The organism is Phenylobacterium sp., from assembly GCF_041919955.1.
GTDB lineage: Bacteria > Pseudomonadota > Alphaproteobacteria > Caulobacterales > Caulobacteraceae > Phenylobacterium.
In genome coordinates this window covers 137520-162312 of sequence record NZ_JAYRSU010000003.1, presented here as the reverse complement: position 1 = coordinate 162312, position 24793 = coordinate 137520, and the positions used below count along the sequence as shown (strand labels likewise).

21 protein-coding genes and 1 tRNA gene are annotated in these 24793 nt (G+C 67.5%); 16 read left to right on the top strand and 6 right to left on the bottom strand.

The window, feature by feature from the left end; translation table 11 throughout:
• Positions 1 to 163 precede the first annotated feature (163 nt).
• Positions 164 to 736 carry a protein-L-isoaspartate O-methyltransferase gene (locus tag ACE3T2_RS04105; RefSeq protein ID WP_374654985.1) on the bottom strand — a complete coding sequence of 191 codons (573 nt, stop codon included), beginning with the start codon at positions 734 to 736 and terminating at the stop codon, positions 164 to 166.
• 148 nt (positions 737 to 884) lie between these two features.
• Between ACE3T2_RS04105 and ACE3T2_RS04100 the strand changes: the two genes are divergently transcribed.
• From ACE3T2_RS04100 to ACE3T2_RS04085, 4 genes are all read left to right on the top strand, one after another.
• Positions 885 to 958 (top strand) — tRNA-Cys (locus ACE3T2_RS04100).
• Positions 959 to 1142: 184 nt separating this feature from the next.
• Entirely contained in the window at positions 1143 to 1967 is an 825-nt protein-coding gene (locus ACE3T2_RS04095) for an SDR family NAD(P)-dependent oxidoreductase (RefSeq protein ID WP_374654983.1), read from the top strand.
• A gap of 13 nt (positions 1968 to 1980) precedes the next feature.
• On the top strand, positions 1981 to 3567 hold the full coding sequence (locus ACE3T2_RS04090; protein ID WP_374654982.1) for a GMC oxidoreductase: 1587 nt from the start codon (positions 1981 to 1983) through the stop codon (positions 3565 to 3567).
• A 233-nt stretch (positions 3568 to 3800) separates the two neighbouring features.
• Positions 3801 to 4205, top strand: coding sequence for a hypothetical protein (locus ACE3T2_RS04085; RefSeq protein ID WP_374654981.1), 405 nt, complete (start codon positions 3801 to 3803; stop codon positions 4203 to 4205).
• A 7-nt stretch (positions 4206 to 4212) separates the two neighbouring features.
• Here ACE3T2_RS04085 and ACE3T2_RS04080 read toward each other — a convergent pair whose 3' ends face one another.
• Positions 4213 to 5661 (bottom strand): amidohydrolase family protein, encoded by a 1449-nt coding sequence (locus ACE3T2_RS04080; protein WP_374654980.1) that lies wholly within the window; start codon positions 5659 to 5661, stop codon positions 4213 to 4215.
• Between the two features lie 93 nt (positions 5662 to 5754).
• Between ACE3T2_RS04080 and ACE3T2_RS04075 the strand changes: the two genes are divergently transcribed.
• The 5 genes from ACE3T2_RS04075 (at position 5755) to ACE3T2_RS04055 (ending at position 11220) form a co-directional block, all read left to right on the top strand.
• Positions 5755 to 6618, top strand: a complete 864-nt coding sequence (locus tag ACE3T2_RS04075) for a LysR family transcriptional regulator (protein ID WP_374654978.1) — start codon at positions 5755 to 5757, stop codon at positions 6616 to 6618.
• 194 nt (positions 6619 to 6812) lie between these two features.
• A complete protein-coding gene (locus ACE3T2_RS04070; protein ID WP_374655227.1) occupies positions 6813 to 7721 on the top strand; it encodes a type II toxin-antitoxin system prevent-host-death family antitoxin in 909 nt (302 codons plus the stop codon).
• Positions 7722 to 7724: 3 nt separating this feature from the next.
• Positions 7725 to 9575, top strand: coding sequence for a protoglobin domain-containing protein (locus ACE3T2_RS04065; RefSeq protein ID WP_374654976.1), 1851 nt, complete (start codon positions 7725 to 7727; stop codon positions 9573 to 9575).
• Positions 9576 to 10053: 478 nt separating this feature from the next.
• Positions 10054 to 10449, top strand: coding sequence for a MucR family transcriptional regulator (locus ACE3T2_RS04060; RefSeq protein WP_374654974.1), 396 nt, complete (start codon positions 10054 to 10056; stop codon positions 10447 to 10449).
• A 111-nt stretch (positions 10450 to 10560) separates the two neighbouring features.
• The gene (locus ACE3T2_RS04055) at positions 10561 to 11220 is read left to right on the top strand and encodes a PEPxxWA-CTERM sorting domain-containing protein (protein WP_374654972.1); all 660 of its coding nucleotides are present in this window, start codon (positions 10561 to 10563) and stop codon (positions 11218 to 11220) included.
• A 48-nt stretch (positions 11221 to 11268) separates the two neighbouring features.
• On the opposite strand, the gene ACE3T2_RS04050 is transcribed toward ACE3T2_RS04055, so the two are convergent.
• Both ACE3T2_RS04050 and ACE3T2_RS04045 read right to left on the bottom strand, forming a co-directional pair.
• Positions 11269 to 12672, bottom strand: coding sequence for an aldehyde dehydrogenase family protein (locus tag ACE3T2_RS04050; protein WP_374654970.1), 1404 nt, complete (start codon positions 12670 to 12672; stop codon positions 11269 to 11271).
• Positions 12673 to 12834: 162 nt separating this feature from the next.
• Positions 12835 to 15054, bottom strand: a complete 2220-nt coding sequence (locus ACE3T2_RS04045) for a TonB-dependent receptor (protein ID WP_374654968.1) — start codon at positions 15052 to 15054, stop codon at positions 12835 to 12837.
• Between the two features lie 201 nt (positions 15055 to 15255).
• Between ACE3T2_RS04045 and ACE3T2_RS04040 the strand changes: the two genes are divergently transcribed.
• Positions 15256 to 16605, top strand: a complete 1350-nt coding sequence (locus tag ACE3T2_RS04040) for a spinster family MFS transporter (protein ID WP_374654966.1) — start codon at positions 15256 to 15258, stop codon at positions 16603 to 16605.
• A gap of 82 nt (positions 16606 to 16687) precedes the next feature.
• Complete coding sequence (locus ACE3T2_RS04035) at positions 16688 to 16930, top strand: hypothetical protein (RefSeq protein ID WP_374654964.1); 243 nt, start codon at positions 16688 to 16690, stop codon at positions 16928 to 16930.
• A 109-nt stretch (positions 16931 to 17039) separates the two neighbouring features.
• Here ACE3T2_RS04035 and ACE3T2_RS04030 read toward each other — a convergent pair whose 3' ends face one another.
• Positions 17040 to 18512 (bottom strand): carotenoid oxygenase family protein, encoded by a 1473-nt coding sequence (locus tag ACE3T2_RS04030; RefSeq protein WP_374654962.1) that lies wholly within the window; start codon positions 18510 to 18512, stop codon positions 17040 to 17042.
• Positions 18513 to 18696: 184 nt separating this feature from the next.
• On the opposite strand from ACE3T2_RS04030, the gene ACE3T2_RS04025 reads away from it, so the two are divergent.
• The 3 genes from ACE3T2_RS04025 to ACE3T2_RS04015 all read left to right on the top strand — a co-directional run bounded on the left by ACE3T2_RS04025 (position 18697) and on the right by ACE3T2_RS04015 (position 22682).
• Positions 18697 to 20322 (top strand): AMP-binding protein, encoded by a 1626-nt coding sequence (locus ACE3T2_RS04025; RefSeq protein ID WP_374654960.1) that lies wholly within the window; start codon positions 18697 to 18699, stop codon positions 20320 to 20322.
• Positions 20323 to 20466: 144 nt separating this feature from the next.
• Positions 20467 to 22167 (top strand): calcium-binding protein, encoded by a 1701-nt coding sequence (locus ACE3T2_RS04020; protein WP_374654958.1) that lies wholly within the window; start codon positions 20467 to 20469, stop codon positions 22165 to 22167.
• A 38-nt stretch (positions 22168 to 22205) separates the two neighbouring features.
• Positions 22206 to 22682 carry a GNAT family N-acetyltransferase gene (locus tag ACE3T2_RS04015; protein ID WP_374654956.1) on the top strand — a complete coding sequence of 159 codons (477 nt, stop codon included), beginning with the start codon at positions 22206 to 22208 and terminating at the stop codon, positions 22680 to 22682.
• A 210-nt stretch (positions 22683 to 22892) separates the two neighbouring features.
• Here the strand turns inward: ACE3T2_RS04015 and ACE3T2_RS04010 are convergent, their stop codons facing one another.
• On the bottom strand, positions 22893 to 23813 hold the full coding sequence (locus ACE3T2_RS04010) for an NAD(P)H-dependent flavin oxidoreductase (protein ID WP_374654954.1): 921 nt from the start codon (positions 23811 to 23813) through the stop codon (positions 22893 to 22895).
• Positions 23814 to 23979: 166 nt separating this feature from the next.
• Here ACE3T2_RS04010 and ACE3T2_RS04005 point away from each other — a divergent pair, with 166 nt between their 5' ends.
• Both ACE3T2_RS04005 and ACE3T2_RS04000 read left to right on the top strand, forming a co-directional pair.
• Positions 23980 to 24372 carry a nuclear transport factor 2 family protein gene (locus ACE3T2_RS04005; protein ID WP_374654952.1) on the top strand — a complete coding sequence of 131 codons (393 nt, stop codon included), beginning with the start codon at positions 23980 to 23982 and terminating at the stop codon, positions 24370 to 24372.
• Entirely contained in the window at positions 24369 to 24746 is a 378-nt protein-coding gene (locus tag ACE3T2_RS04000) for a nuclear transport factor 2 family protein (protein WP_374654950.1), read from the top strand. The genes ACE3T2_RS04005 and ACE3T2_RS04000 overlap by 4 nt, the downstream gene beginning before the upstream one ends.
• The last annotated feature ends 47 nt before the right edge of the window (positions 24747 to 24793 follow it).

The window sequence follows — 24793 nt, the reverse complement described above, 5'->3', positions numbered from 1 at the left end:
GAAGAGAACCCGGCCCTATATGACCGGCTAATGGACGCGGGACTAGAGGGCGCGACCTTAAGCTTTTTTCACTCGAAGGTTTCGCCGATGTTTCATCTGCGCGGTCCGGGACGGGGGTGACGCAGCGGCGCCGCCAGTCTTGGCGAACACCGCCAGGGCCGTCTCAGAAGGCGAAGCCGACCTGCGGCTCGAAGCCCGGCAGCACCGGAGCCATGGCGTCGAACAGCACCCGGCGGCCGAAGCCGTCCTCGGCGCGGACATAGATCACCGCCTTGGCGGTCGGGCCTTCGCGCTCGATCACGCCCAGCCGGCCGTTCGGCGACAAGGCGTCGAGCCAGGCCTGGGGCGCGCGGGTGACGGCGCCTTCGACCACGATCAGATCGTAGCCCTCGCCCGGGACGGCCTTCAGGTCCTCGCCGTCGAAGCGAACGACCGGCAGGCCGACGGCCTCCAGCACAGCGGCGGCGTAAGGCGCTGCGATCGCCAGGGCCTTCTCGCCTTCGACCGGCTTCAGCGCCTGCAGCAGCTTGGAGACCTCGCGCGGACGCAGCAGGAACCGGCCCGGCGCATATTCGACATCGGTGTCGGCATAGGCCTGGAAGGCCTTGTCGGCCGGCGCCAGCGATTCGCGCGGAATGGCGCGCATGGCGTCGTGCAGGCGCACGTCCGTCACGTCGTTGGTGCGCACTTGGCTCTCGACCATGTTGAGCCGGGCGGCGGCGAAATCGGCGGCCATGTTTCCTCGACGGGGCAGACGCAGAAAAGCGAAACGATGGCGCGCTTATAGGTCCGCCCTTAACGTGAAGGCAATCGGCCCATGAGAGAGGATTGCGGCGGGCGGTCCGTTCTGTTAGCGATCCGCCCTCCCCGGTTCGACCGGCGGCGGCCTGATGGCGGAGTGGTGACGCAGCGGACTGCAAATCCGTGCACCCGAGTTCGATTCTCGGTCAGGCCTCCAAATTTCTTCAATCAGCTAGCGGCGCAGGCCCGACGAGCGCAAGGCGTCGGCCGAGAGGCCTTCGACGCCGTGATCTTCCTGCGCGCGCTGTCGCCGGCGAAGAGGAACGGCCTCTGGCCGGCCGCGACATGACCGGTGGACACGGTCACTCCGCCGCTCGCATGATGCCTCCTACGGAGCGGGCATGGATCAGGTCGAAGTCTCCCCGAATAGACGCTTGGCGTTGGTCACCGGCGCCTCGTCCGGCATTGGCATGGCTGTGGCCAGGACCCTCGCGGCGCGAGGCTACGACCTGGCGCTCAGCGCTCGCCGGACGGACCGGCTCGAGGCCCTGGCCGCCGAACTCCACGCCCAGCACGGCATTGAAGCCCTCACCGTCCCCGCCGATCTGGCCGCGTTCGACGCCTGCGAGACCATCGTCGCGCAGATCGGCGCCACCGGCCGGGAGGTCGACGTGCTGGTCAACAGCGCCGGCTTCTCTATCGCCCAGAGCTTCGCCGACGTGCCCTGGAGCCGCCAGCGCGACTTCCTGATGACTCTTGTGGTCAACGCTTGCGGCCTCACTCATCTGGTGCTGCCCGGGATGCGGCGGCGGCGCTGGGGAAGGATCATCAACATCGCGTCTCTCGCCGGCTTCGCTCCCGGCGTGGCGGGGCATAGCCTCTATCCAGGCGCCAAGAGCCTGACGATCAAGTTCAGCCAAGCCCTGGACGCCGAGCACCGGGCCGAAGGGATACGGGTCACCGCCGTCTGCCCCGGCTTCACCCAAACCGAGTTCGCTCACGCCAACGGCACCGACGCGGTGATGGCGCAAGCGCCGCGGCGGCTGTTCCAGACCGCAGAACAGGTGGCCGAGGCCGCCCTGCGCGCCAACGACCGTGGCCAGGTGGTGGCGGTTCCGGGCTGGTGGAACGCCGTCGCCGCAGGGCTGCTGCAGTATATGCCCCAGGGCCTGGTCCGCGCGATCCTGATGAGAGGATCGGCGCGCTATCACCTCAGCGCCGAATAGGAGAGCGCCGGCAATGACGACACGCTTCGATATCGTCGTCATCGGATCGGGAGCCGGCGGCGCCACCCTCGCCCAGCGCTTGGCGCCAACGGGAAAGTCGATTCTGATCCTCGAGCGCGGCGAGCACCTGCCGCGGGAGGCCGAGAACTGGAGTCCCAAGGCGGTCTTCATCGAGCGGCGCTACCGCACCCAGGAGCGATGGTACGACCGCGAGGGCCGCGCCTTTACCCCCAACACCCACTATTGGGTCGGCGGCAACACCACCTTCTACGGCGCAGCGCTGATGCGCATGCGTCGGCGCGACTTCACTGAGGTGCAGCACGCCGGCGGCGTCTCCCCCGCCTGGCCCATCGGCCTTTCCGACCTCGCGCCATACTATGACGAGGCCGAGCGACTGTGGCAGGTCCACGGCCTGCGCGGCGAGGACCCGACCGAGACCGGCGACGAGCCGCCCTACCTCTTCCCGCCTGTCCACCACGATCCAGGCGTGGCGGCGCTGAAGGGGCACTGGGAGACCCAGGGCTGGAGGCCCTTCTCCCTGCCAATCGGGGTAAAGCTCGACCAGGACCGCCCAGTCACCTCGACCTGCATCAAGTGCAAGACCTGCGGCGGCTATCCCTGCCTGCTCAAAGCCAAGTGCGACGCGCGCACCCTGGCGGTCGAGCCGCTGATGGACCTGCCCAACGTCACCCTGCTGACCGGCCGCAAGGTTCTGCGGCTGGAGACCGACGGCCCTGGCCGCACCGTCACCGACGTGGTCTGCGAATCGCCGCAGGGGGAGGAACGTTGGGCCGGCGACATCGTCGTGCTGGCGGCCGGGGCGGTGAATACGGCGCTGATCCTGCTCGCGTCGGCCAACGGGGCGCACCCCAACGGGCTGGCCAACGGGTCGGACCAGGTCGGGCGCAACTACATGTTCCACAACTCGACGGCCATGATCTCGCTGACCGCCGACCACCAGCAGATCACCTTTCCCAAGACCCTGGCGGTCAACGACTTCTACTGGGACGACCCCCGCGGCGGATACGACTTCCCCATGGGGCACATCCAATTGCTGGAATACATGTCCGGCCAGACCCTGGAAGGCCAGGTCGAGGAATGGCTGCCGCCGGCGTTGGTGCCCGATGCGCTATCGGGCGCGGCGGCGTCACGCATGCTCTCGATGCTGGTGATCTCGGAAGATCTGCCGCGCCCCGACAACCGCATCAGGCTGGGGACCGGCGGACGCATCGAATTGGACTACGTGTTCGGCAATCTCGACGGGCACGAGCGGCTGGTGCGCACGCTCAAGGAATCGCTGGACGGCTTCGTCGACCACGCCCATCCGATCTCTCAGCATCACTTCCAGTTCGACTCTCTGCTGCCGCTCTACGGCACCGCCCACCAGTGCGGCACGGTGCGGTTCGGCGCCGATCCCACCACATCCGCGCTGGACGCCGACTGCAAGGCGCACGAACTGGACAACCTCTATGTGGTCGACACCAGCTTCTTCGTCTCGGCGAACGCGGTGAACCCGACCCTGACCACGGTCGCGAACGCCATGCGGGTCGGCGATCACCTCATCGAAAGGCTGAAGACAAGGATCCCGGCACAACCTTAAGACTATACTCAACCTCGGGCGCCAACCTCGGCCGAACCCTCGGAGGTCGCCTTGCCATCGCCCAAGCTGCGGGTCAGCCTGCTGTCCGCCTTTTCAATCGCCGGCGCGTCGCCCGCCATCGGGGCCGGAGGTTTGCGCTATGCGGACTGGGGCCTGAGCGCAGCGCAGATGGCGGCCGCCTCGCGTGGAGAAGTCTCGCCCGCGCCGCGGCGCGCTCCGGAGCGTCGAGCGACATGAAGGCGCGTCCGTTGGGCGACTATCGGAAGCCCGCGCTCATCGGCGCGGCGGTCGGCTTCTGCGTCCTGGTCGCTGCAGGGCTGGCCTTCCGCTTCCTGGTCCCCGACCTCAGCACGCAGGCGCGCGCCGACAGCGCCGACCAGGCGGGGGCGCTCACCGCCGCCAAGGCCGCGGTGGAGACGCACTTCCCGACCGCGGACTCGATTTCCTTCGGCAAGGTCGCCGTCAATTGGGTCGGGCAAGACCCGGCGGTCTGCGGCCTGGCCGATGTCGACGAGGAACAGGATTCCTTCGACGGCCCGGAGCGCTTTATCTACTTCCAAGGCCAGACCCTGATCGAGGAAGTCGACGGTTCCGACGCCCTGGACGCGCGCTGGAAGGATCTCTGCGAGGGGTACTAGGCCGCCCTCAGTGGGCGGCGGCCTCTGCGTTCCACCTGGCGACCCGGGCGCGCGCGTCGCCGAGCAGCTTGTCGAGGGCCGGGCGGTCGTAGACCGATCCGCGCAGGACGACGGTGCGGATCGCACGGGTCGCCCCGATGTCGGCCAGCGGATCGGCGTCGAGCAGCACCAGGTCGGCGGCCTTGCCTGTCTCCACCGAGCCGTAGCGGTCGAGCTTGCCGAACCAGGCCGGGCCGGCGCGGGTGGCCGAGGCCAGGGCCTGCTGCGGGGTCAGGCCGAGCTTTACATAAAGCGCCAACTCGTCGTGCAGGCCAAAGCCCGGATAGTTGAACGAGTTCAGGAAGCCGGCGTCGGTGCCGGCCATGATGGTGACGCCGGCCTCCTGCAGCATGGGGATGATCGTCGCGACGCGCTCGAAATGGGCGTGACGGAACGCGGCCGCCGACGGCGCCTCGCCCGCGATCCGGCCGATGCGCCATTGATAGGTCTCGCGAAGCCTGGGGCCGACATAGGCGAGGTTGGCGTCGTCCGCGTGCTTGTCCTGGTCGAGATAGGACAGGATGCGAGTCCCGTTGAGGGTCGGCGTCACGAAGACGCCGCGACGGGCCATGTCGCGATAGACGGCCATGGCGGTCTCGCGATCGAAGCCCGCGTCCAGACGCCGGGAGGCCTCGGCGCGGTCGATGCGACCCGCAGCGAAGTCGGCGACCACCGCTTCCTCAACCTTCGATCCGGCGCGGAAGGCGTAGTCCAGGTGCTCGATCGAGCTGAGGCCGGCGTCCATCGCCTGCTTGACGGTCAGGGCCATGGGGATGTGGCCCGATGTTTTCAGACCCACCGATCTGGCCCGAGAGAGCGAATAGAGAAACAGATCCGGCTTCAACGTGCTGTCGGTGATCTTCACGAAGTCGACGCCGACCTCCTGCAGATGGGCGACCGCCTTGTCCACGTCGGCTTCCGAGCCGACCTCAAGCGTGCCCTTCCAGACCGGCTTTATGCCTTCGATCTTGGGCCCCGAGCTGAGCAGGGTCGGGCCCTGGAGCGTTCCCTTCGCAATCTGGCCGCGCCAGGCCAGGACGTCGTCGGGAAGGTCGCCCGAGGCGTCGCGGACCGTGGTGATCCCATTGGCGACATAAAGCGGCAGCAGAGCCTGGTTCTCGGCGATCAGCGCCGGGCCGCCGCCGAAGTGGACGTGCATGTCCCAGAGGCCGGGGATCAGGAACTTGCCGCCCGCCTGGATCGTCGCCTTGGCCCGCCAGGCCTTGGCGACTTCGGCGTCGCGCCCGACCGCGACGATCCGGTCGCCGCGAGTCGCCACGGCCTGATCCTTGATGAGCCGGCCGTGCTCGACATCGACGACCGTCGCGTGACGCACCAGGACGTCGGCCTGTTCACGCGCGCCCGCCTGGGCGGCGCCGAAGGACAGGGCGAGCGCAGCTACGGCCAGATATCTCATGAGCACTCCCAAACGCTTGGAAGCAGGCATAGACAATGCGTCGCTCATTCTCAAATTAGATGTACCGATGATATTCATTACGATACTGAATGAATGATGCTCGACACGCGCCTCCTCCGCGCCTTCGTCACCATCGTGGAGACGGGCAGCTTCACCCGCTCGGCCCAGCGGCTGAACACCACCCAGTCGACGGTCAGCCAGCAGCTCGGCCGCCTGGAGGAGACGCTTGGCCACGAACTGATTTCGCGGTCCGCCCGCCCGGCTCGTCCGACCGCGGCGGGCGAGCGACTGCTGGGCTACGCGCGCCGCATCCTGGCGCTGGAGGCCGAGGCGCAGGCGGCGCTTTCGGATCCGGCCGGCGCGACGGCGGTCCGCATCGGCCTGCCCGAAGATCTCGTCACCCGCGAGATGGCTCAGGTGTTCGCCCAGGTCGCCGGCCCACGGCGCGAGGTGCGCATAGACGTTGTCGCGGGGCTCAGCCGCGACCTGAACAGCCGATTCTACGCCGGCGACCTGGACATCGTCGTGGTCAAGGAGCTGGCGCCGGCGCCGGGCCACGTCGCAAGCTTTCCCGAGCCGATCGGCTGGTTCGAAGCCAGGACAGCGCGCCCCTGGCCCGATCCCCTGCCCCTGGTGACGTTTCCGCCGGGCGGCCTCTATCGCGACGCCATGTTCGAGCGCATCGAGCAGCTTCAGCGACGCTGGTACGTCGCCTTCTCGGGCAGCAGCCTGGAGAGCGTGCTCATCGCCGTCGAGTCCGGCCTGGGCGTCTCGCTGCTGCCGCGCGCCGCAGCCCTGGACCGCAGGCTGCGCGCCTGCCCTCTTTTCGGCCGCGAACCCGCCATGGCCACAACCATCTATGCGCGTGAGCCCTCCGGAGTGGTGGGCGACCTGGCCCGGGCGATAAGCGAGGTGCTGGCCGCCCGTTCGCTCCGCCTGTCGAGAGCAGACCCGTGAGCTCAATCCCGCCGACGACGCGACCGACTTGCTCATCGAACAATGCTATGCGCAATTTACGTAATATCTATTCTACGTAACCTGTGCACCACATCTCACTTTGGTGAAATTTGTGCAAAGTGAGCCTTGACAAAAGCAAACCTGGGCTCCATCATCTCTTCACATGCCGCACGCTCGCGGACTCAAGGAGCTTGATGCCAAAACAATTCGATCTTTCCGGCACGAAGATTACAGCCGCCGAGATCAGTCGAAATTTTGGCCATTGGCAGGATATTGCCATGCAGTATCCAGTCCTTGTGACACATCACGGCCGACCGCGAGTGGTGCTCATGTCGGCGGCCGAATACTTCAAGTTGCGGGCGCGCGATGACGCGGCCGAAACCGCGTTCGAATTGGACCAGGGACTGGACGGCGTCTCGACGCTGTCCGCGCATATGCAGGAAGGCTTCGTCTGGCTGGACGCCGACTTGCGCGTCCGGGCGCTGAACTCCGTGGCCGCAGCCAATATGGGCCTGGACATGGACGCGGCGCTGGCCCTCGACTTCGAGGCGCTCGCCCAGCGCAACGAAGGCATGGTGGTCGTCGTGTCGTGGCTGCGGCGGGCGCTGCGAACCTCCGAGCCGGTCCGATTCGAGATGACCGGCGTGACCGGCTCGGGCCGCACCTACAGCGTCTGCGCCTTCCCTTTTCGCGGCGGCGTCGCCTACACCTTCACGCAGGACACCGAGATCCGCGAGCTGCGGCGGCTGGCCGGACACTGGCGCGCGGAGCTGGATGCGATCAACGAGCTCTGCGAGATCGCCACCCTGCGCGTCGGCCCGACAGGCTTCATCGAGGACTCCAACGCGTTCCTGCAAGGCCTGCTGGGCTTTTCGGCCACGGAACTCAGCCTGACCCGGCTGATCGACATCGTCGTCGAGGCGGACCGCGCGGAAACCGCCGCGGCCCTGGCCGCCGTGCTGTCCGGGGCAAGCCCTCGATTCGTGGGGGTGTTCAGTCTGATGCTTAAAGACCGCGGCGCGACGCGGCTGAAGGTGTCCTGCTCGCCGATCCGCCAGGACGGGGTCTGCACCGCGATCACCATCGTCGGCGTCGAGGTCTGACCGATGCCGCCAGACGCCAGCGCGGGGGAAGCCGGCAAGCTCGCAGAACGCCTGGAATTCGCCGGCCTCGCCGACGCACCCGCACGCGAGGCCCTGCGCCGGATGCGCCCGTTGATCGACGCGCACATCGAGCCGGCCCTGGCGGAGTTCTATCGGCGCGCCGAGGGCTTTCCCGCCACCCAACAGTTCTTCTCCACGCCCCAGGTCGTACAGCACGCCAAGCAGCGCCAGGCCGAGCACTGGAAGATCCTGTCCGCGGCCCAGTTCGATGCGGCCTATGTCCGCGGCGTGCGCGCGGTGGGCGAGACCCATGCGCGCCTGGGCCTGCCGCCGCAGTGGTACATCGGCGCCTACTCGCTGGTGACGGAGCAACTGCTTCGCGCGGGCCTGGCCGACCGCGACGCCGCGGACGTGGACGGCGTGACCAGCCTGTTGAAGGCCGTCTTCCTCGACATGGAACTGGCTATTTCCATCTATCTCGACGCGCTGGAGGAACGCCGCCGCCGGGAAGAGATGGCGCGCCTTGTCGCAGAGCAGAACCAGACGGCCGTGGTCCGCGCCCTCGCCGGCGTCCTGGCCCAGGTCGCGGCCGGCGACCTGACCGCCCGCGTCGAGGACGACGTCTCGCCCGAGTACCGGCAGCTGAAGGACGATTTCAACAGCGCGCTGGAACGACTGGTCGAGGCCCAGCGCGGAGCCGAGGCCGCCAGCCGCGAAAAGTCCGACTTCCTGGGCAATATCAGCCATGAGATCCGCACGCCCCTCAACGGCGTGATCGGCGTGGCCGGGGCGCTGTCGGTCACGGCGCTGGACGCCTATCAGCGCGAGATGGTCGACCTGATCACCGTCTCGGCCAAGACCGTCGAGCGGCTGCTGTCGGACGTGCTCGACGTCGCCAAGCTCGAGGCGGGCGCCATGCAGATCGAGTGCGCGCCGTTCCAGCTCCGCCCCGTGATCGAGGGCGCGGTCGAGCTTTTCCGGGCCAAGGCGCGCGAGAAGGGTGTCGGGCTCAGGGTGACGATCGGCGAGGCCGCCGACTGCGCCGTCGCCGGCGATGCGGTGCGCATCGCCCAGGTGGTGACCAATCTGGTGTCCAACGCCGTCAAGTTCACCTCCCAGGGCGAGGTCGCCGTGCAGGTCGAGGCCTGCGCCCGCGGCCCTGATCACGACCTGACCATCACGGTGGCCGACACCGGGCCCGGCTTCGATCCGGCCCTGACCGAGAAGCTGTTCGACCGCTTCTCGCAGGCCGACACCTCCATCACCCGCCGCTACGGCGGCACCGGCCTGGGGCTGTCGATCTGCAAAGGCATCGTCGAGGCCATGGGCGGCGCCATAGGGGCGGAGTCGACGCCGGGACGGGGCAGTCGGTTCACCGCGAGCTTCCGCCTGCCCGCCGCGACCCTGGAGTCGGCGGGCGCCGACGCCGGCGCGATGGCCGCGCTCGGCCTGGACGAGGCCCTGGGCCTGCGGGTCCTGCTGGCCGAGGACCACCCCGTGAACCGGCTGGTCGTGCGGATGATCCTCGACCCCATGGGCGTGGAGGTGGTCGAGGCGGCCGATGGGCAGCAGGCCCTGGACCTTTTCCAGACCGGAGATTTCGCCGCCGTGCTGATGGACATGCAAATGCCGGTGATGGACGGGCTGGCGGCCACCGAGGCCATCCGGGTGCTGGAGCGCGACGGACGAGCGGCCACCCCGGTCATCATGCTGACCGCCAACGTCTCGGAGACTCATCGCGCCGCGGCGATGAGCGCCGGGGCCAGCGGCTATCTCGCCAAGCCGATCAACCGCGAGGAACTAGTCGAGACCATCGCCGCGATCGCCGCGCGCACGCCCCAGGGCGCAGCCTGACGCGCCGCCACGAGCACAGCAAAGGCGGCGCAAATTCCCACCACCTACCATCTTCTCCCGCTCAATCACCTCGGCGAGCCGTTCGCGCGCGTGACCTGCGAATGCGAAGATCAGCAGGCCGCCTACGCGGCGGCGGGCGTCTATGCTGCGCAAGGTTATCGAGTCGAAATCTGGTGCGCCGACGGCTTTGTCGCCGAACGCCGCGCCTCACCCGATACGATTACGCGAATTGCTCAGTTTCAATTGAGCAAATAGTACGTAAACATCGAAACTGAGAGCTGCGATCTCTTGCGCAACCTTAGCGTATGTGCCCGAATATATTCGGTGTTTGCTTATGAACCGAGACTCGCAGCCCCCAGCTCGTCTCACGAGTCTTCGGATAGCAACGCCATGGTCCCGGCCCAAGGCGGCGCCGACCGCCAAGGCCGGGACCTACGCTCCACTCCCGAAACACGAAGACCTGTAAGGGCGCGTCCAAATGCCGAACAAGACCTCCGACCCGCGCGCCGCGACCGTGCGGATCGTCGCCGCCTTCGTGTCCCGGAACCCTGTGCAGCCAGCCACGTTGCCGTCGCTGATCGAAGCCGTCCATCGTGAACTCGCCGCCCTGGGCCGCGAAGAGTCCGCGGCCGCGGACCTGCCGACCCCGGCCCAGATCAAACAGTCGATCCATCGCGACTTCCTGATCTCGTTCGAGAACGGCAAGAAGTACGTGGCGCTCAAACGTCACCTGACCAGCTTGGGTCTCTCGCCGCAGGCCTATCGCGAGAAATGGGGCCTGCCGGTGGGCTATCCCATGACCGCCCTCGCCTATTCCCGGCAGCGCGCCGACATCGCCAAGGTTACGGGCCTGGGCCGCGCGCGCGGCGGCTGAAGCCGCCCAGGCGCAGGTCCGATCGATGAAATCTTCCCAAGCCCCTCAAGGGTCGAGTTGACATCCAGGCGTCGAGCGCCTTGGTTAATTCACCACCTTGGGGAGAGTCTTGTGAAGACGTTCATCGGAGCGGCCGCAGCCGCCGTTACGCTTGCCGGCGCGGCTTCGGCCGACGCGTCCACCTACCTCGTGACCATCACGGGCAAGGGCTACAGCAGCATGACCGACGCCTGTCAGGACACGATCCGCTGCAATCCGCTGCCGCCCGTTCGCAATGAAGCGTTCTCGCTGAGCTTCAAATTCAGCGGCGACGCGTCGAATTGGGATCCGGACGGCAAGGTCTTCTACTCTGGAAACTCCATCTGGGGTCCGGAATTCAACATGGGCGGCATCAACCTTGGCGGATCGACCACGCCGCCCAACGGCCACTTCTGGCTGGACGCCGGCGCGCCGTCCGATCCCCTCCAGTATTTGTACTTCACCTTCTCCTCAAACCTCTACGTCCCCTGGAACGGCGAGGATGGAAGCATCTGGGTCGACGGGATGGGCCTACGGCTTTCGTCGCCCTGGAGCCCGGGACATCTCACGGGAACACAACCCCTGACCGACGAGATCGAGTTCGAGATCAATGGAGGCGACTACGAGCTCTGGCTCAAGCCGCAGACGATCACGATCTCCGCGATTCCCGAGCCGGCGACCTGGGCCATGATGATCACCGGATTCGGCCTGACGGGCCTGGCCATCCGGCGGAGGCGGTACGCCCCAGCTTGACCCTGGACGACCTGGCCGCCGCGCCGCGACGGCCAGGCAAGGGGCCGCTCAGCGCGCCATGTTGATCACGTGCGACTGGGTGAACTCGAGCAGGCCTTCCTCGCCGAGTTCCGTCCCGAGCCCGGAAAACTTCGCCCCGGCGAACGGGATGTTGGGCGCGAGTTCGGCGTGCTTGTTGATCCACACCGTGCCGGTGTCCATGCGGGTGGCCAGGTCGTAGGCCTTGTCGAGGTCCGACGACCAGATCGAGCCGCCCAGCCCGACCTCCGAGGCGTTGGCGCGGCGTAGCGCATCCTCGGGATCGGAAAACTTGATCAGCGGCAGGACCGGTCCGAACTGCTCCTCGTCGACCAGGGGCGAGCCGTCGACGATGTCGCGCACGATGGTCGGGCGGATGAAGTAGCCCTTGCCCTCGCTCGCCTCGCCGCCGGCGATGATCCTGCCGTCGCGGCGGCCGTCCTCGATGTAGCCGCGCACCTTGTCATACTGGGCCTTATTCTGCAGCGGGCCGAACTGGGTCCCCTGCTCCAGCCCGTCGCCGACCACGGCGGCCTGCGCCAGCTTGGCGAGTTCGTCGCACATGGCGTCGTAGATGCTTTCGTGCACATAGACCCGCTTCATGGCGATGCAGACCTGGCCGGAGTTCTGGAACGCCGCGCCGAAGATCTTGGGCGCGGTGGCGGCCGGATCGACGTCGCCCAGCAAGATGCCGGCGTCGTTGCCGCCGAGTTCCAGGGTGATCCGCTTCAGGGCCTCGGCGGCCCCGGCCATCACCCGCTTGCCGGTCTCGGTCGAGCCGGTGAAGGAGATCTTGCGGATGTCGGGATGCTTGGTGATCTCGCCGCCGAGGTCGTTGGCGTCGGCGATGACGTTGAGCACGCCGGGCGGCAGCAGGTCCTTGACCAGCTCGGCGATCTTCAGGGTCGAGAGCGGGGTCGTCCCGGCCGGTTTCAGCACCACGGTGTTGCCGGCCAGCAAGGCGGCCGGGACCTTGAAGGCCATCAGGATCAGCGGGAAGTTCCACGGCACGATCGCGCCGATGACGCCCAGCGGACGGCGGCGCAGTTCGACCCTGCGGGCCGGGCTGTCGTCGATGACCTTGGTCGGAATGTCGAGGGTCGCGAAGTAGCGGAAGAAGGCCGCCGCGCCATAGACCTCGCCGGTGGCGTCCTGCAGCGGCTTACCCTGCTCCTGGGTCAGAATGCGGGCCAGCTCGGGCGCTGCGCCCTGGATGGCGTCGGCCATGGCCAGCAGGGCCGCGCGGCGCTCCTCGATCGGCTTGGCCGCCCAGGCCGGGAACGCCGCCTTGGCCGCAGCGACCGCCTGGTCGAGCTGAGCCTTGGAAGCGCGCGGACAGGTGGCCAGCACCGCCTCGGTCGCCGGGTTCAGCACCTCCATCGTGCTGTCGCCATCGACCAGCGCGCCGTCGATCAGCAGCTTGAACGGCCCCATTATCCCTCTCCCTCGTCATGCGCCTTTGCGGCTTTCGCGCACCGTCCCACGTCCGGGCCGCAAGACCAAGGGTGACACGGCGAAAGCCGGCCCGTCGCCGGGCCGGCCCGCCGTCTGTGGGGACGGTCCCGGCGGCGCCCCCGCGCCGCCGGTCGGGGATGGTCAGAACTCGTACTTGAGATCGACGCCGTAGGTCTTCGGCGGGCCGTAGTAGTTCATCAGGTCGCCGAAGAAGGTCTGGGCCGCGACCGCATAGAGCTCGTCGGTGAGGTTCTTGCCCCACACCGTGACCGACCAGGCCGCGCCGGGCGGCTGAACCCGCAGCGAAGCGTCCAGGAGGCCGAACGGCTTCTGGAAGAAGGTGTTGGCCGGGGTCCAGTAGCTCTTGCCCTGCTTGGTGTAGTTGGCCTGCAGGCTGAAGGCGCGGTCCCAGGAGCCGATGCCGAACTCGTAGTTCACGCCCAGATCGAACTTGTATTCCGGCGAGCGCTGGATGTGGTTGCCGGTGAACACCACCCCGGCGCCATCGACGAAGTTCGAGTACTTGGCGTCCAGCCACGACCCGGAGCCGGTCAGCGTCAGGGCGTCGGTGACGCGCCAGGTGCCTTCGGCCTCCAGGCCCTTGATCTCGGCCGAACCGGCGTTGCTGGTGATCAGGCAGAGGCATTCCAGGACCAGCTGCTGGGACTGCAGGTCCTTGTAGTCCATCTTGAAGGCGGCCAGGTTCAGGCGCACGCGGCGATCGAACAGGTCCGACTTCACCCCGATCTCGTAGTTGGTCGCCTTTTCGGGGTTGTAGCCGATGGCCGCCGCCTTGGCGGTCGACGGCAGGTGGTCCCAGCCGCCGCCCTTGAAGCCCTTGGCGACGCTCGCATAGATCATGATGTCGTCGTTCGGGCGGTATTCGATGATGCCCTGCGGCGTCATCGCGTTCCACTTCTTGCCGTAGTCGACGGTGAAGGACTGGCCCTTGCCAAGGACAAGCGCCGCGACGCAAAGGCCGTCGCCGCCGTCTTCCAGGCACTGGGCCAGGCGCGTGCCGCTCTTGTCGTCCTTGGTGTAGCGCAGGCCGACGGTGGCCTTCAGCTGATCGGTGAACTTGTATCCGATCTGCCCGAACACCGCCGTGGTCTTCAGGTCGGCCTTGTTGGTGTAAAGGAAGGTGCCGCTGAGGGCCGGGATCGCCGTGTAGGTGGTCGCCACATTGGAGTCGTAGCGGGTCACGTCGTCGGACTGGTGGAAGGCGCCGACGATCCAGTCGAACCGGCTGTCGGGATTGTCGGAGACCAGCCGCAGTTCCTGGCTCAGCGTCTCAGGCCGCTCGCTGGTCGAATAGAAGGTGTCGGCCAGGCCGGGGGGCGAGCCGATGCCCAGCTGGTTGTAGCCCATCACGCCCTTGGACGAGCGGTAACCGGTGATCGAGGTCAGCTTGACGCCGTCCCAGACGCCCCAGTCGACGCGCAGCGAGGCGCCGCGGGTGATCCGGCGGGTGTATTCGTGCTGCGGGCTGGTGGCGTCGCGCGGACCGAGGTTCCGGGCCGCACGCCAGGCGGCGATCGCACCGACGCCGGCGGCGAAGGGGTCGTCGGTCATGGTGCGGGCCGAGCCATCGGTCTCGTCACGCCCGTAGTCGAAGGTCAGCAGCGCCTGGAGGTCGGCCTCCGGGTTGCGATAGAGCAGCTCGCCGCGGCCCTGATAGGACTGCAGGTTGTCCATGTCCTCGCCGCGGATGACGTTGCGGCTGTAGCCCGAGCGGTTGCGCACCTGGAAGGCGGCGCGGGCGGCCAGGTTATCGGTGATGGGCCCGGTGATGTGGCCCTTGGCGACGACCGCGTCGTAGTTGCCGAAGGAGATGGTCGCCGACCCGCCGGGATCGAACTTCGGCTTGGCGGTGATGACGCTGATCGCGCCGCCGACCACGTTCTTGCCGAGCAGCACGCCCTGCGGCCCGCGGATCACCTCGACCCGCTCCAGGTCGAAGAAGTCGGTGAAGGCCGAGCCCATGCGCGACAGGTAGACTTCGTCGACGAACATCCCGACCGAGGGTTCGGCGGTGGCGTCGAGAATCCGCACGCTGGTCACGCCGCGAATGCTTAGCTCCTTGCCGAGCGAGGAGCTCTCGGTCATCGAGAAGGACGGGGCGGTCCCGGCGAGCGAGCTGAGATCCACGATCCGGCTGCGTTCAAGCGCCTGCTCGGTCACGGCGCTGATGGCGGTCGGCACGTCCTGGAGGCGGCGCTCACGGCGGTCGGCGGTGACGATCACCTCCTCGACCGCAACGCTGCGTTCGCCGCCGGGCGCGGCCTGGGCATGGGCCTGCGGCGCGGCTGTCAGGGCGCCGGCGGCGCAGCCGGCCAGCAGAATGAGCGCATGCCTGGACATCACGTGTTCCCCCTTCTCGACGGCCCACCGGCCGCCCCTTTGCAACGGGCTTCGAGGCCCTTGATTAGAGACTTGCATTAAAAGACTTTCGTGAGCAAGTCCCTTTTTGCAAGCCGATGCAAATAGCTTGCATTTCGCAACTTAATGCCCAACCTTGCGCCCTGACGCCGCGACAGACGGCGCGAACCGGGAGGCGACGGCGTGCTTCAGAAAACCATGGGCGTATCGGTCGGCGCAGGCGCCGAGACCTGGCCAGCCCCCTCCCGCGCCTGGGCCACGGTGCTGGTGCTCATGGCGGCCTATGCGGTCGGTTTTGTCGATCGCCAGATTCTGACTCTGCTGGTCGAACCGCTGCGGCGTGATCTGGGAATCACCGACACCCAATTCAGTCTGCTGAGCGGCCTGGCCTTCACGCTGTTCTATACCCTGATGGGCGTGCCCCTGGCCTGGCTGGCCGACCGCGGATCGCGCCGCAACCTGATCATCATCAGCGTCGGTGTCTGGAGCGCCATGACCGCGGCCTGCGGCATGGCCGGCAGCTTCCTCTCGCTGTTCGCAGCCCGGGTCGGCGTCGGCATCGGCGAAGCGGGGCTTTCGCCGGCCGCCTATTCGCTGATCGCCGATTCGTTCCCGCCGCAGAAGCGCGCACGCGCGATGGGCGTCTACGCCATCGGGGCCATCGCCGGGGTCGGCATGGCGCTGATCATCGGCGGGGCGGTCATCGAGTGGGCCAACACGGCCCCTCCCCTCGTCCTGCCGGTGGTCGGCGAGCTGCGCAGCTGGCAGGCGGCCTTTGTACTGGTCAGCCTGCCCGGCCCGGTGCTGATGGTCGCCATGGCGTTCCTGCGCGAGCCGGCCCGGCAGGGCGCGGGGGTCGCGGCTCCATCCGCCCCGCTCGGCCCCTATCTGCGCCGCCGGTGGCTGGTGTTCGGCCTGCTGTCGGCCGGCTACTCGCTGATCGGCGTGGCGATCGCAGCCTACCTCACCTGGGCGCCGGCCTTTCTGATGCGGGCGCACGGCTGGCCGGTCGGCAAGGTGGGCGCGGTCTACGGGACGATCCTGCTGGTCGGCAGCACGGTCGGGGTGCTGGTCGGCGGGCTGATGACCGACCGCTTCGCCGCCGCGGGCCGCAAGGACGCGGTGCTGCGGGTGGCCATGCTGGGCTCGATCTTCGCCTTCCCCTTCGCCCTGGCCGCGCCATTCGTGGCCAGCGGCGAGTTGGCCGCCGCCCTCCTGGCCTTCATGTGCCTGGGCTTCGGCCTCACCCAGGGCCTGCCCGCCGTCTCGTTCCAGGCCGTGACGCCCAACCGCGTCCGGGCCCGCGCCATCGCGCTCTACCTGCTGATCGGCAATATCGTCGCCTTCACGGTCGGACCGACGGCCGTCGCCCTGATCAGCGACCACTGGCTGCAGGATCCCAAGCGGATCGGTCAGGCCGTGGCGGCGGTCACCGCCGTGGTCCTGCCGATCGGCGTCGCCGCCCTGGCCTTCGCCGTCCGCCCCTACATCCGCGCCGCCGACGAGGAGGCCGCAGAGGCTCTCGCCTCCTGATTGCTTGCCACCACCGGAAAAGCGGTGCAGCCTGGAGATCGAGGCCTCGTCAGAAGGCCCAGCTGAAATGGGAGGTAGGCGCGTGAAGATCGTCGCCTTGGGAGTCGCGGTCGGTTTGGCCGTCGCCGGAGCAGCCGTCGCACAGACGGGCGCCGTCAGTCGCGGCAAGGACTCCGCCCTCTTCGTCAAGGCCGACTTCAAATCCGCGCCCGCCGCCGCCCGCAGCGGGGACCTGCGCACCAGCCCGCGGATGGACGCCGCGGCCAAGCCTGCGCCCTATATCTACAAGGCGCCGATGGCCACGCGCCCGATCAAGACCTGGTAGGCAGCCCACCCGATAAACCCACGGCAAAACGGCGCCTGTGACCACAGGCGCCGTTCGCATTTTCAGCCCTGGCGGCCGGTCCAGGCCGAGCCTGGACCGGCGGGGAACGCTAAAGTCCCTGAGCAGCGCGGATGGCCTCCCCTTGTCCCCAGGTCGCGTGGGTGCCGCTGGAAATGCGGCCCGGCAGGACGATGCGGCAGACCGGGCCGTCGGCCAGCTTCTTGGCGTCGTAGACGACGCATTCCGAGCGATCGGCGGCCATGTCGGTGATGAAGGTCACCAGGTAGCCGTCGTCCTCGTCCTTGGCCCCGACGCGCGGAGCAAAGCCGGGTTCGCTGCCGTAGCGCTCGTCGCCGAAGTCGACAGCCCAGCTCTCGCCCGTCTTCAGGTCGTGCTTGACCAGGCCGGTAAACAGGAACCACCCCGGCTTGGAGACCGCGCTGTACCCGTAGCGGTATGGCAGGCCGGCGTACTGGTTGTTGATGATTCCGAATTCGAGGATGCGGTCGTCCAGGCGTTGCTCGACCGTCTGGCCGGTCTTCATGTTGAAACGCCAGCGATGCAGCTTGGGCCGCAATTCGTTCTGGTCGAGGAAGGCCAGCATCCGCTCGTATCCGGGCGGGGCGCTGTTGGACGACTTCGGCTCGGGGTTCTCCTCGAAATAGCCGTCGAGCACGACCTCGTCGCCGTCCTCATAGGCGTTGAGGAAGTGCAGGACATAGGTCGGCTCGGCCTCGAACCATTTCACGTCCTCGGCCTTGCCGTAGCGCGGGATGATGCCGAAGCGCGAGGGCATGTCGCGGTGGAAGCGGACGACGTGCAGGTTCTTGGGCAGCAGGTCCGGCTCCCAGAACACCGGCAGGTCGTTCAGGATCGAATAGTTGGTGGTGAAGGCCATGTCGTGCGGCAGCCGCGGGCCCGGCAGCGGCACGGGCACGTAGTGCTTGAGCTTGTTGTCCGGGCCGACCACGCCGTAGTGCATGTAGGGCGCGTGCTTGGAGTAGTTGAAGAACAAGAGGTCGCCGGTGTGCTCGTCGACCTTGGGGTGGGCGGAGATGCCGTCGATCGGCGTCCAGCCCTCGGTCCCTTCCTGCTCAAGCGTGTAGGGGTCGAGGCGGTAACCCTCGCCGCACTGGTAGAAGGTCGAGAGAATCTTGCCTGCGTGGACCACGACGTCGGTCGAGGACGAGTCCTTCAGACCCCCATGCGCGCCCCAGCCGCGGCGTTCGGACTTGGCGGGGTTCTCGGCCAGGCCCGCCCAGAGCGCCCGGCCCGCCTCCTCCTCGGCCTGGAAGCCCTTGGTGCGGACGAAGCGGTTGCGATAGGTCGCCTTGCCGTCCCTGAACGACATGACGTGCAGCATCCCGTCGCCGTCGAAGGGGTGATAGCGGCCGATCGGCTCGTGCACCGGGTTCTCGGTGTTGCGCACATAGACCCCGTCGATGTCGGCCGGCACCTGGCCGATCACCTCCAGTTCCGTGCCATCGAACTCCTCGTGCTGAGGGGTCCAGGCGCCGTTCATGTAGGGGTGCTCGTTCGGCTGGATGGTGCTTTCGACCCGGTTCACCAATTCGACGGGCATGCGCGTCTCCCTTCCCTGTTTGCACCATCATAGGCGCATTTAGTTTCAATTTGCCAGTTGGAATTCGCCACCACCCGACCTCGCCCGATTATCACTTTCATTTCGCAACTGATTTGATGTATCTCAATCGCCAGAGGCCGTGGAGACCGCCCCAAGGCGGCCCGGGCCGCCAGGAGGAAGCGTGATGTCCCACCCCGTATGGTTCGATCCGAAAGCCGCCCCGACCGCAGAGGACTGCGTGGTCCCGCGCCTGATCGACCGCCATGCGGCGGCCACCCCGGACAAGGTGTTCCTGCGCTTCGAAACCGGCGAGGAATGGACCTGGGCGCAGGCCCGCGAGATCGCGCTCAAGACCGCAGCGGCCTTCCAGGCGCGGGGCGTGGCGCCCGGCGACATCGTCGCGGCCTGGGCGCCCAACTCGGCGGCCCTCTGCCGGGCCTGGTTCGGCGCCAACTACGCCGGCGCGGCGCTCGCCCCGATCAACACCAGCTTCCGTGGCCGGCTGCTGGAGCACGCGCTCAACAAGACCGGAGCCAAGGTCGCGGTCATGCATCCGGAGCTGGCGCCGCGCATCGCCGGCCTGGAGCTGCCGCACTTGGAACGCGTCATCCTCACCGCGCCGGGCCCGAACGCGACGGACCTGCCGCAGGTGCTGGAGCCGCCCTCGGCGCTCGACGGCGACGCCTCCGCCGCGGCGCTGGCGCAACCGCAGCCCTGGGACACGCCGGTGATCATCTTCACCTCAGGCACGACCGGCCCCTCGAAGGCGGTGGTGACCTCGTACGTCCAGGAATGGACGACGGCTCGGGTCACCTATGGCTACATGACCGCAAACGACCGCATGCTGGTCAACCTGCCGATGTTCCACGTCGGCGGCATCAGCGCGATCATGTCCGCCCTGGCCAGCGGCGGCTCCATCGCGCTTTTCGAGGCCTTCGACACGCGGCGGTTCTGGGACCTGGTGCGCGAGACCGGATCGACCACCTGCAGCGGCTTCATCGGCGCCCTGACCAGCTTCCTGCACAAGGAGCCGCCGAAGCCCGACGACAGCGACAACCCCCTGCGCATCTGCACCCTGTCGCCTGTGTCGGAGGAGACGGTCGCGCTCGCGAAGCGGTTCGGCTTCGACTACGTCTCAGGTTTCAACATGACCGAGGTCTCCTCTCCCCTCATTACCGAGGTGAACGAGCCGGTGATGCGCAGCTGCGGGCGGCCGCGCGCCGGAGTCGAGTGCCGCATCGTCGACGCCTTCGACCAGGAGGTTCCGCACGGCGAGGTCGGCGAACTGATCATTCGCAGCGACCGGCCCTGGGAGCTGTTCAAGGAGTATCTGGGCGATCCCGCCGCCACGGCCGAGGCCTGGCGCAACGGCTGGTTCCACACCGGCGATCTGCTCTGGCGAGACGCCGAGGGCCGGTTCTACTTCGTCGACCGCAAGAAGGATGCGATCCGCCGTCGGGGCGAGAACATGTCCTCGCTGGAGATCGAGATCGAGGTTTCCGCCTATGAGCACGTGCGCGAGGTCGCGGCCTACGGCGTCGACCTGCCAGGCGGCGAGCAGGAAGTGATGGTCTGCGTCGCGCCGCGCGAGGGCTCCGTCATCGACCCGCAGGCGATGATCGAGTTCCTGATCCCGCGGATGGCCCACTTCATGGTGCCGCGCTACGTGCGGGTCGAGGCCGAGTTGCCCAAGACCCCGACCAACAAGATCCAGAAGGTCGAGTTGCGCAAGCAGGGGGTCACGGCGGAGACCTGGGACCGCGAGGCCGCCGGCATCCGCGTGAAGCGCGAGAAGCTGTCGACGCACTGAAGATCGACCGAGGGCGCCCGTCCCTGGCGGGCTCCGGCCGCTCGCAAAGCGAATCCAAATCGCGCCGCCCGCGATTTCAGTTGCACGATCGACATGCATTACCGCTTAGGTGGAACCACAACCTAAGCGGCAGCGGAACGCGACGTGACGACCTATTATTTCAGCACGATCACACCGGCGCAGGCGCTGGCCTATGACGGCTTTTCCGACCTGCTGATGGGCACCGGAATGGGCAACCCGCCCCTCACCGTGACTTTCGACGACGCCGCTGGGCAGGTCACCCTGACCGACCCGAAGAGCGGTCGAACTGTGGTCTTCGGAAAGGGCATCTACAACGACTTCGCCTACGACGTCGGCGACGGCATCCTGTGGATCGGCTCGCCGGGCGCGGACTACATGGCCCGATCTGACCACGTGTACGCAGGCGCCGGAGACGACGTCCTTGGCGGCGGCCGCTATATGTACGGCGGCCCGGGCCGGGACCTCTTCGTCTCTGCCGGCGGCCCAGAGCGGATCATGGACTGGGAACCCGGCGAGCGAATCTGGAAGTCAGCCGTTCAGCCGACGGCCGCCAACTACATCGAGGCGACTCAATCCGACGGCGCCGCCGCCCGCGCCTACGCGGCCGCACAACTCAGCGCCGGAAAGGACTATGTGGTTGTCCAGGTCGGTTCCGACTTGCACGTCTTCTCAGGCCAGCTTGAACCGAATCCGATCGTGCAGGAGGTGCTAATCGTGGTCGGCAAGTCGCTGGCCGACATCTCGTACACCGACTTCATCGGCGGCCCTCGGCCCAAAGGCCCCGTCGCGCCGACGCCCGGCGCCTCCACCAGCGTCAAAGGCGAGATCAGGGGCGACATGGACGCCGCACACCTGTCCAGCCTGCTGGGCGCGAAAATCGAGACCGCGTCGTCGACGAGCCTGGTCCTGCAGGGCGCTTCGGCGCGCCTGACCCTGAGCGGCGACGGCTTCACCTACGACGGCAATTCGCAGATCACCGGCGGAACGACGAGCGCGATCAAATACGAATCGAACCTGCTCTTCATTGACCTGAAGGCTCAAACGTCGGCGGCGACTTTTGGCGCCTGGGTCGCCCGGGACGCGACCCAGGAAGCCTTCGCGACCATCCTGTCGGGCGCTGACGTCATCGGCGGGAACATCGGCCCCGACCTGCTCCGCAGCTACAATGGCGACGACATTCTCTACGGCGCCGGCGGGGCCGACAGCCTGTTCGGCGGCGCCGGAAACGACGCCATCTACGCCACCTATGCACCCGGCTTCGGCATAACCGGTCAGAGCTTCAGCCACACCTATCTGCGCGGCGAGGACGGCGACGACACCATCATCGGCGACGCCGGCTTCGACGACATCCACGGCAATGTCGGCAACGACAGCGAGCGGGGTGCGTTTGGCGACGACTGGGTGGTCGGCGGCAAGGGAAACGACACCCTGCTCGGGGACGCCGGGAACGACATCGTCTACGGAAATATCGGCGACGACCGCTGCTATGGCGGCGAAGGCGCCGACACCCTTCGCGGCGGGCAGGACAACGATATCGTCGAAGGCGGCGACGGGGCGGACTGGCTCTCGGGCGACCGCGGCGCGGACACCCTGACCGGCGGCGCCGGCGCCGACATCTTCCACAGCTTCAGCGGGGCCGGCCTCGACCGGGTGACTGATTTCTCCTACGCCGCAGGCGACCGCGTGAACCTGTTGCCCGGCACGACGTACAAGGTCGCTCAAGTCGGCGGCGACACCGTCATCGACATGGGCGGCGGAGATCAGATGGTGCTGGTCGGCGTCTCCCAGACCAGTCTGGGCGCCGGGTGGATCACGGTCGGCTAGCGATTGCCACGACGCCGGCGCGCCCCATCTTTCCAAGGATGACCACCGCCTTCGACATCTCCCCTGCCCGTAGCGCCGATGATATTGCGGCGGTGGCGGAGCTGTTCCGCGCCTATGCGGCTTCGCTGCCCATCGATCTCGGCTATCAGGGGTTCGAGGACGAGCTGGCGCAGCTGCCTGGCAGGTACGCGCCGCCCGGCGGCGAACTACTGCTGGCGCGGGACGCCCGGGGGCTGGCGATCGGCTGCGCGGGTCTGCGCGCCCTGAACGCCGAGCGTTGCGAAATGAAGCGACTGTTCCTCAGCCCGGCCGCGCGGGGTCTGGGGCTCGGCCGCGCCCTGGCCCAGGCAATCATCGAAGCCGCGCGGCGCAGCGGGCGGCGCGAGCTGCTGCTGGACACCCTGCCCAGCATGGCCGCCGCCATAGGGATGTACGAGGCGCTCGGCTTCGAGCGGACCGGCGCCTACTACGCTCCCACTCCACCGGGGACGATCTTCATGCGCCTGGCGCTGTAAGGGTGGGCAGTGGGCGGCCACGCCGCCGAGGGCGCCCTTTATGGGCTGAAACCTCAGCAGGACGGCGGCGCCGGCTCGTCGGGCGTGAACCGGCTGCTCGCACAGGACGCGGGCGAGCAGCGCCGCCACCTCGACAACCTCGGCACGGCCATGGGTCACATGACAGACCGTGTGCGGCGTTGCTGGGATAAGCCCCTCGGGCGCGGGGCGTCAGTTCCGCGCCTTGGCCGCCGCATACTCGCCGGCCAGTTGATCGACGATAGCGCCCACCTGCTCGATGGCGCGGACGGCGCCGACGCCCTGGCCGGCTGACCAGACGTCCTTCCAGCGCTTGGCGTCGTTGTCCTCGGGACGGCCGAGATCGATGTCGGCCTTGGGGCCCATCTTGGAGGGGTCGAATCCGGCGGCGACCAAGCTGGGCTTCAGCCAGTTGGCCGGGACCCCGGTCAGGGAGGCCGAGAGGATGATCTCGTCGGCGCTCGCCTCGACCAGCATTGTCTTGTAGTCGGGATGGGCCATGCTCTCTTCCGAGGCGATCAGGCGAGTGCCAAGATAGGCGTAGTCGGCGCCCAGGATCTCGGCGGCGCGGATCGCCGAGCCGGAGCCGATGGCGCCGCCCAGCACGATGATCCCGTCGAAAAATTCGCGCACGGCCGGCACGAAGGCGAAGGCGGAGAGCTGGCCGGTATGGCCGCCGGCCCCGGCCGAGATCAGAACCAGGCCGTCGACGCCCGCCTCCGCCGCCTTCTTCGCGTAGGACAGCGAATTGACGTCGGCCAGCACCTTGCCGCCATAGGCCTGGACCTCGGCGACCAGTTCCCTCGGGCTGCCGAGCGCGGTGATGACGATCGGCGGCTTGTGCTTCATGACCAGCTCGAGCTCTTCGGCCATGCGCTCATAGGTCCGGTGGACCATGATGTTGATCGCCCAGGGCGCGTCGCCGACCGCGGCCTTGATGTCCGTCAGCCACTGGTCCAGCACCTCGATGGTGCGGGCGTTGTTGGCTGGAAACGAGCCGACGATCCCCGCCTTGCAGGCCGCCAGCACCAGTTCCGGTCCCGAGACCAGGAACATCGGCGCGGCGATGGCCGGCAGGCGCAGACGCCCCTTGAGCGAAACCAGATCCTGCATCGCGTATCCTTACACGTCCCCGGCGCGAGCCCCCTCGCGCCCATTAACTTGCAAATCGCAACTTATTGGCCACACCCAAAGCCGTCAACCACCCCAAGCCTGTTACTTGCAAAATCGTACTGTTGGCAATAGCGTGAGCTCGAGGAAACAGAGGAAGGCGAGCGCCATGAGCCGGAACATGCAGGTCCTGAGGGAGATGATGGACGCGTCCAAGCGGAAGGACCACGAGGCCTTCCTCGACACGCTGACGGACGACATCGAATATCACTGGCACATGGGAACCAAGCCGATCCGCGACAAAGCGACGATGCGGAAGTTCCTGCGCAACTACGAGACCAGTTTCGACCAGCAGGAATGGATCGTGCTGAAGTCCATCGAGGCTGACGACGTGATCATGGTCGAGGGCATGGAGAAGCTCTACGACCGCAACCGCGACGTGCTGATCGACAATCCGTTCATGCAGGTGATCGAGTTCCGCGACGGCAAGATCTGCAAGCTGCGCGACTATTACGACTCGGCGCGGGTGCAGGCCCCGCCGCGCCCGGAGAAGGCGGCATGAGCGAAGCGAAGATCGACTCCATCCGCCGCCTGCAGCAGGCGATCGCGACCAAGGACAAGGCTGCGTTCCTCGACTTCTTCGCCGACGAGGTGGAGTACCACTATCACGTCGGCACCCGCCCGCTGATCGGCAAGGCCTGGGTCGAGAAGTTCATCAGCAAGTACTGGGCCGACAACAGCGGCTCGACCTGGATCATCGACCGCCACGCGGAGACCGACACGCACCTCTTCACCGAAGGCCGCGAGCAGTACGTCAACGCCAGCGGCCAGACGGTGAGCCACCCCTATATGGGCATCATCGAGTTCAAGCCTGACGGAAAGATCGTCGGCTGGCGCGATTACTTCCAGATGGCCGACCCGAACGCCACTGGCTAACGTCCCCTCCCCGGCCGCCGGCGCTTCCGCAGGCGGCCGGACCGGAG